Here is an 8,241-nt window from a genome sequence, read left to right as displayed (position 1 = left end):
CTAAAACCTCAATTTTCCCATCAATTGGTTCCGTGATTTTTAAACCAAGAATTTTAGCAATTAATGGATAAACATTCACATTTGAAAATTTATTTATTTCTAAATGTTCTTTAAAAGCAGGACCAAACGCGTAGAAAGTCGCGCGCATTTCAGGAGTTGTTTTTGGATCGTAACCGTGTTTTCCGATAGAAGTTTTTTTACCTTTTTCAAGGAAAATTTGTGGTGCTTTAGGTACAAGAAGAATTTGTCCAATTCTGTTATAACGGTCATCTTTAGCACCAAAGTGATATCTTTTCGGAAATCTTTTGTCTAAATAAACTTTATAATTATCTGTTTTATTTTTTCTCAATTCTCGGAAAACACTTTTTACTTCCGCCGGATTTTTCACTACAACGCGCAATAAAGTTTGCGAATTATAATAATCAAATCTGGATTTATCCATTAAGATTTCAGGAATTGCAATGGGTTCTTCTTTTGCCACTTTTATCATTCCGTGGTCTGAAACAAAAATAAAATTAACATTTTTTAAACCTAAATCTTTTACTTTTTGCACCAAACTTCCCACAGTAGAATCAATTAAATGAACTGAAGCTTCAGTTTCTGGAGAATCGGGACCAAATTTATGTCCATTGTGATCCACTTCGGGGAAATATAAAGTAATAAAATGTGGACGTTTATCTAAAGGTAATTTTAACCAATTAATGACTTTATCTACTTTTTCTTCGGGTGAAAATTTTTCATGATAGTTGTAATAATAAGTTGGTCTTTTTCCACCTGCGTCACTCTCTGAACCCACCCAAAACATTGATGCAGAAAGCATTCCTTGTTTTTCCGCCAAACTCCAAAGTGGCGTTCCACCGTACCAACTTCCATCTCGAACCCGGTCTTTATTACTCATCGCATAAAAATCTTTTCTTTTATAATCGTAGAAAAAATTATCAACAATTCCGTGATGAGCTGGGTATAATCCGGTTACAATTGAATAATGATTTGGGAAAGTTATGCTTGGAAAACTTGGCATCATGGCTTCTGCAGCAACTCCGTTTTCTGATAATTTCAATAAATTTTTTGCATTGTATTTTTTGGCGTAATCATATCTAAAGCCATCGGCGGAAATTAAAATAACGTAAGGTTTTATTTCGGAAAGTTGTGAATTTTCTCTTTGTGGAATGACGATTTGCGCCGTATCTGATTGTGAGAAAAATAAGTTAAAACTTAAGATTAGAATTAAAAAAAAGTGCTTTTTCATGGGTTTGATTTTGTATTGTAAAAGTAATTAATATAAAATAATCGAGTAGAATTTATTTCTTTTACTTTTGCCTTGATGCAAAGGTAACAAAACATCAAGACTGAATTTATTGGCTAAAAAATGAAAATTTATTTTTAGAAAATTTATTTTTTTTTAACTCAAATAACTCCGAGATCATTTTAAAAATTGTTTAATTATCACGTTTGTCATTAGCTTCGCTGAATCTGTGATTTCTGACGAAGGAAGAATCTTTAAAAAGCAAAGAGATTCTTCACTTCACTATGTTTCGTTCAGAATGACAAAAAGAATTTTTAAGCCTAAAACTGCGATTTCTGACGAACAAAAATCTCTGCAATACTTTTTACTTTTACTTTTCTACTTTTTACTCAATGTAAAAAACTCCGAGGCCATTTTAAAAATTGAAAAAGAAATATATTCAAAAACTTTGTCAAAGTACAATCACTCTTCGGAAAATTTTGACAAAGCTTGAATTGAAAAAAAACTTTATGAAAATCATTTTTGTAAATCGTTTCTCAGAAAGATAAAAAAACCGCCTTAAAAATAAATTTTAAGACGGTTGTATTCAAAACAACAGATTGCTTCGTTCCTCGCAATGACGGATTGCTTTTCTCACAATGACTGATTGCTTTTCTTGCAATGGCTTTTTAAAAATGATATTTAATATTTAGTCCACCAAAGAAATACGCATTTTTAGAACCAGGTGTAACATCTGCTTTTTTCATAGGATCTGTTGTAGAAGGATAATTTGAACCTTTGTCACTATCTCCGATACTATTTCCAATAAATAAATAAGTGTAATTTATTTGGCTTGTCAAATTATTTCCTGCCACAAAAATATCCAATTCAAATTTTCCTAAAGATTTTTTGTAACCCAGTTTTGCATTATATTGTGTAAATCCTTTTACTCGATTTGCGTTTTCAAAATCTGCATACACGTCACCTAAATAAGTAAAAGTATTATTTAAATATAAACCTATTTGAGTATTTATATCTAAACCAATTGCATATTTAGAACGAGGAACTCCCACTACATTTTTATGATCATATACGCCGTAAGTGTCACGAGCCAATCCTCTAAAATTAGTATATCTAAAATCATAAATAGATAAATTCATAAAAGGACGAATGGTTTTTATGAAAGCTTTATCATTATTATAAACATATCCTAAACTCACTTCAAAACCTTGATTGCGTTGTGAACCAGTATTTGCAAAATAAGTATATGGATTATTATTTACATCTGAACCCGAAAGTTTGCTCAGTTTATTGGTGACATTAATTCTAAAAAGTGAAACTTGATAATCAAATCTTGTATTTGCGAGTAAACCTTGCACACTGAAATCCCACATTTTTGCGCGTTCTGGCTGCAAATCATCACTTGCTTTTTGTAAACCATCATTAAATGAACTTGCAGAAGTTGGGGAATTGTAACCTTCGCTGTAACTTAAATTAAATATTTGTTTTTTATAAGTTTTCTGCAAAGCAATATGTGGCATAAAAACGGTTTCAAACTTTTTATCAAAAGAAAAGTCCTTATTATAACCCGGAATTAATCCTTGCATCGCAAGAAGATCTGTACGCTCATACATTGTATTATTTGCACTCACTCCTGCAATTAAAGTCAAATACCAAGGTTTGTAAGTTATTCTATCTACTGCAAAATAATTTAACGCTTGATTAAAAGTTTTAAAATAATAACCACTTGATAAAGGTTTTACTTCTAAAGGATTATTTGCATTAGTTCCAGTAAATTTATATTTTGTAGCTAAACCTTGTGACATCATTAATTCTGCGCCCAATTCTACTTCATTAGAAAAATTTTCATTTAAATTATTTTTTAAATTGAATACAGAACGAAGCCCATAATTTGGTATTGTTTCATTTTCAAAAGAACCTGCAGAAGTGTGTTCAGAATCTAAATTAAAATAAAAAATTGATGTATTGTTGCTCAAATTTGGTAAAATTTGCCAATCGTGATTTACTGATGCGCGAGTGGATTTTAATTTCGTGTTTGAATTCTTTTTAGCGTAAGCCAAATTTCCTGGATCATAACCGTTGTAATAATCTTCATAAGAAATCTGTCCCGGTGTTCCTTCAAAAGAATAATTCTGACTTGCATAAACGGTAATATTTTGTTTAGAATTTAATTTAAAATTTCCAAGAAAAGAATAATCGTTTCTTAAACTCGTTCCTCTCGGTCTGTAACCATCACTTTGAATGTGTCCATAATTAAACATTACAGAATAATTATCTCCAACCGCATCTACACGAGTTGCAGTTTGTAATAATTTAAAAGAACCACCGACTAATTTTTGAGATAAAGTCACTCCTTTTTGAGTTTCGGGGCGCATATAAAAACGAATAACGCCACCTACTCCGCTTCCGAACATTGTTCCAGCTGGACCTTTTATTACTTCAATATTATTAATTAAAGAAAAATCGATTCCATCTAAAGTTGTGGTATTATCTGCACTGGTAATTGGAACATTATTTAAATAAAATTTCACACCCCAATTCGCGGATTTCTGGTCATTTCCATAACCTCTCACAATGACTTGTTGACTTCCAAGATTGGTTCTTTTATTAACTTGAACGCCAGAAAGTGTATTTAAACTTTGCTCAATAAAGGCAGAATTATTTCGGTTGATTTCATAAGAACCAAGCGTTTCTGTACTTTGTGCATTTTTCTTAAAATCTGCTTGTTCGTGTTTTATTTTGTTTCTGCCGAAGATCTGGACAGAATCTATGGTTTGCTCTTGATTTTGCGCCATAGCAAATGATGATGCTAAAATTGCACCCATGAGTATTTGTAATTTCATAAGTTGTAAAGTTGTAAAGTAGTGAAAACCTGAAGTTGTAAAACTCCAAAGTCACTTACTTTAAATGATTAATATTTTAAAATAAATTCAAAAAAAAGAATTTACTGCCTAAAATATTAAACTTCGGGAGGAATTGTGAACTTATCAATAAAATCAGAAACTTTAATTGAATTATGATAATATTGATAATTTGATTTTAAAAACTGATTTTCTTCCAATAAAGAAAATGTTTGCGGTATTTTTTTTGAAACAGGATTTACTTTAAAGATTTTCGCAAAGTAAGGTTTTGCTTCAGGTGTATTAAACTTTGAACCTACAATAAAGTTGCGGATTTCAGTTTCTATTTGCACAATTTTAGTTTCTTTTTTGTCTTTAAAACAGTAGTAGATTTTTTCGCCGTTCTTGGTTTTTATAGAAACTACATCATAAAAAAGATGATTTAAAATAAATTCTTCATCTTCTTTCCAATGTGCATTTTTTAAATCTTTTTCATTAAACTTCACTAAATCTGCCATATCTAAATTTTGACGAAAAATTTGAAATTTGATTTCTTTTTTAATTTCTTTTTTTAGATGATGCAAAAAAGGAAGCGACATAAACGAAATGCTTATGAAAAGAGGAATTAGAAAAAGATAGTAGAATTTAAATTTCAAATGAATGTTTTTAAAAATTGCTTTATATCTTTAAATATTTTTTTAATTATAAACTGTTTTTACAAAATAAAAATTTCAGCTAAATTAAAAAAACAAAACAACCTAAACGTTTTATTAGATTGTTTTATTTGTAATTTTAAAATAAAGAGACTCAGAAAAATAAAGAGACTTTTAAACAAAATTAATTAGGTAATGAATCTCCCGATATATGAGAAGATTTTTCTGTAATTTTTTTTATCGGAAGGCTTTGGATAATTTTAGAATTCGATAAGTAATATTCTAAACTTAAATTATTTTCGACTTCTTTTTTTTGTTCTGTTATTTCTTTCCCAGATTCAACTTCTATATTTTTAACCTTTTGGGAATCTGTAACAGAAGCGGAAATAAATATTGAATCTTGTTTTACAATCGTCTTCAAAGGATAATTATCTTTACCTATGCGCAATTTTGTAAATTGAAAACTTTGTTTTTGATTATTTTTTAAAGTAAAATTATACAGCGTTCCTTTTACACCTTCTCTGCCGCCAAACCAAGTCGTTTTCTCGGCAGAGATGAGAGTAAAGTCTTTATTCATATTATTGGATTTATCAACAGAACTACAGGAAAGTAGAACGGCAGAAAAAAGCAAAATAAGGTTAGAATTGAACATTTATTTTATAATTAATGCAGATGTAAATACAGTATCTGTGCCATTGATAGCTTTCAAAACATAATAACCTTTGACTAAAGATGCTTGAAATTCTTCATCTGAAGCAACATTCTCCTTAGTGAAAACTAACTTTCCAGAAGCATCAAATATATTAATTGTTACATTTTTATATTTTATATTGTCATATTTAATATGCAAATTACCACGAGATGGATTTGGATAAACTCTTGTAAGTGAGTATGATTTTGTTTCAGAAGTTGCCAATGGATCAGCAATAGTATTTGTCCATGCACCGCGACCATAAGTTGATGCTAAAACTGTTTTTGTAGAAGGTCTGTAATCTAAATCTGTTATTCTTACATTTCCCATGTCTCCGGAATATTGTTTCCAGGTGGGAGATACATCTAGAAAATTTGCAGTTCCCCAAATTCCCAATTCTGTACCAATAATTACTTCCGAAGTATTTTCTGGATTCATCAAAATGGTTCTTACAGGCATATCTGGTAAATTTCCTTCTTTTTCTTTCCATGTTAAACCTGCATCATCAGAATAAAAAATATTAATTGTAGACGCGCCATAGTTTGAAATCGTTACTAATATTTGGTTTTCTGAAGTTCCAAAACCAATATCTGAAATAGTTCCCACAAAAGGTGTAGATAATAAATTGGCTCCAGGCAAACCAGAATCTGCATTAGTAATTTTATAAAGTTTACCCAAATTAGAACCAACAAATAAAGTAGTTGAAGTGGTAGTGTATGGTGAAACTTTTAAAGCTGAAACTTCTTCACCAGAATCTGGAGTTCCTGCAGAAATAGTACTTCTTACTAAATTTTGAGGAACCGATGCCAAACCTGAAACTTTATTTATAGTTAAACCAACTCTGTAAGAATATAAAATATCTTTGTTTCTATCCACAGTCATTTCATTTATAAAGTGACCTAGCTTATTGTCTGTTGCAGATGGAAAGATTAAATTAAATGAATTATTAGCTGGAGAATCTATATAATGATTATTATAAACATAGCTGCTTATAATATACTTTGCTTGATCATCGTATTCAGTATAAGCACCATCGCCACCATTATATGATGAACTATTGTAGAATTTATTAGCTAATTGAGCGCCAGATAATCTTTGTGTTCCATTATCTTGAGCTCCTGCGATAAAATCTTCATTATTAGGTGAAGCAGTGGGATTTAAAGTACCTCTATAAAATTGAGTTGCATTATATTTCGTATTTCTCAACACAAAACCAGCGCTTGTTCCAATATTGTCTGTATCTGGCACAAAATAAATTCCTCCATCATTTCCTGAAATCATTTGTTTAGAATTTTTAGGATTAAAAACTAAAGCATGTTGATCTGCATGTACTAAAGAAATGGGTAATCCAAATAAATTATTATTATTAGACCATTTTGATATTTGCGTCCAAGAAGCAGCTCCATCTGTACTATTAAATAAATCTACTCCTCCTATATAAACGTTTTCATCATTTACTGGATCTGTAACAATAATTAAATCATAAAAAGATTGTCCACGCGTAAAATCATTATTAGGAATTCCTGTATCTGCATCTTGCGGAAGTGTTATAGATGGAGAAGCATCGTTTGTAGCCAACCAAGAGGTACCAGTATTTATTGTTTTAAGGATTCTTACTGGTTCGCTGCTTCCATTTCCTTGCATTAAAATATAAGCTTTTTGAGCATTAGTTTTAGATAAACAAAAATTTACGCGACTATCGTTTAAGCCCGAATTATAAATTGCAGTAAAAATTTTTCCATCTGTAGATCTGAAAAGTCTGCCTCCAGAAGGTACCGCTGAACCAAATACAGATCGTCGCGTAGAAACCCATATTGAATTATCTGCTGCAATTTCTATTTGTTGTACTCCATAACCAATTTTAGTTCCACCATTATTATAAGCAAGAAAATTATCATTTCTGGTGAAATTTGCACCACCATCTGTAGATTTATAGAGACCTGCTTGGTAAAGACCCATAAAATTTCCTCCAATGGTAGAATTCCCTGCACTTACACCGGCATAGACTTCGGAAACTCCGCCATTGTTTCTTACTTTAATATCATTTACATAAAAATTTCCCATTCTTACGTTACCGTTATATGTAACAGGAACAGTGAAAATATTTGTCCAATTTGTACCACCATCGGTAGATTTCCAAATTCCTGAGCCTATAGCATCTGCTGTTTCGCATTCTCCTGTTCCAACATAAAAGGTTTGTGTATTATTGGGATCATAAGTAATACTGGAAACGGATGTATTTGACCAGAACTGGCTTAAAGGTTGCCATTCACTTGCAGGATTTGTAATATCTTGATTTACCCAAAGTCCACCGGAAATTGCACCTGCAAAAACCCTTTTTCCTGAAGCATCATTCGGATCAAACATAATGGCTCTAGTTCTTCCACCCACATTATAAGGACCTCTTTCCATCCAAGGTTGATTAATAATTGTTTTTCCATTGAGGTTTTGTACGCCTCTATCACTTAATAAACTTAATGAAACTTTCGGTGCATATTTCCCTGCATTTAAATCTTGTCTTAAATTTAATAATGAAGAAAAATGCGTCGTTCCTGTAACAGGATCCATCGTGTTTTTAAAATCTTGCTCATTATATGAGTTTGGTGGTATTCCTGCCGCTTTATCTAGAATGTGTGCTTTTTTAGCGGCTATTTCTAGCTTTGCATATTGTTTTTGTAATAATTTTCTTCTCCTAATTGTTTCATTATTTTGGGCAAATGTTCCAATAAAAATAAGAAACATTAATCCAGAAAATATTTTATTTATCATATTAATAATTTTCAGCTAAGTTAAATATATTTTCTATTAAAA

General features: G+C 30.7%; 5 protein-coding genes. All 5 read right to left on the bottom strand.

All coding sequences use genetic code 11. The annotated features are described in order from the left end of the window. Positions 1-1,249: ectonucleotide pyrophosphatase/phosphodiesterase (locus ACN0WB_RS11420; protein ID WP_417431895.1), on the bottom strand; the 1,249-nt coding region annotated here is incomplete at its 3' end. 665 nt (positions 1,250-1,914) lie between these two features. After that, entirely contained in the window at positions 1,915-4,089 is a 2,175-nt protein-coding gene (locus ACN0WB_RS11415) for a TonB-dependent receptor (RefSeq protein ID WP_417431893.1), read from the bottom strand. 116 nt (positions 4,090-4,205) lie between these two features. Further along, on the bottom strand, positions 4,206-4,685 hold the full coding sequence (locus tag ACN0WB_RS11410; protein WP_417431891.1) for a hypothetical protein: 480 nt from the start codon (positions 4,683-4,685) through the stop codon (positions 4,206-4,208). A gap of 238 nt (positions 4,686-4,923) precedes the next feature. Beyond that, on the bottom strand, positions 4,924-5,391 hold the full coding sequence (locus ACN0WB_RS11405) for a hypothetical protein (RefSeq protein ID WP_417431889.1): 468 nt from the start codon (positions 5,389-5,391) through the stop codon (positions 4,924-4,926). After that, positions 5,392-8,199: a T9SS type A sorting domain-containing protein gene (locus ACN0WB_RS11400; protein WP_417431887.1), complete on the bottom strand. Its 2,808-nt coding sequence runs from the start codon at positions 8,197-8,199 to the stop codon at positions 5,392-5,394. Positions 8,200-8,241 lie beyond the last annotated feature (42 nt).

It is taken from the genome of Halpernia sp., assembly GCF_048269545.1.
In the GTDB taxonomy this organism is placed as follows: domain Bacteria; phylum Bacteroidota; class Bacteroidia; order Flavobacteriales; family Weeksellaceae; genus Halpernia.
This window is presented reverse-complemented; position numbering and strand designations above follow the sequence as displayed.

Excerpts from the sequence above, each read along its gene's own strand:
- ACN0WB_RS11405 (WP_417431889.1), bottom strand. The coding sequence starts at position 5,391 with ATGTTCAATTCTAACCTTATTTTGCTTTTTTCTGCCGTTCTACTTTCC.
- ACN0WB_RS11400 (WP_417431887.1), bottom strand. The coding sequence starts at position 8,199 with ATGATAAATAAAATATTTTCTGGATTAATGTTTCTTATTTTTATTGGA.
- ACN0WB_RS11415 (WP_417431893.1), bottom strand. The coding sequence starts at position 4,089 with ATGAAATTACAAATACTCATGGGTGCAATTTTAGCATCATCATTTGCT.
- ACN0WB_RS11410 (WP_417431891.1), bottom strand. The coding sequence starts at position 4,685 with ATGTCGCTTCCTTTTTTGCATCATCTAAAAAAAGAAATTAAAAAAGAA.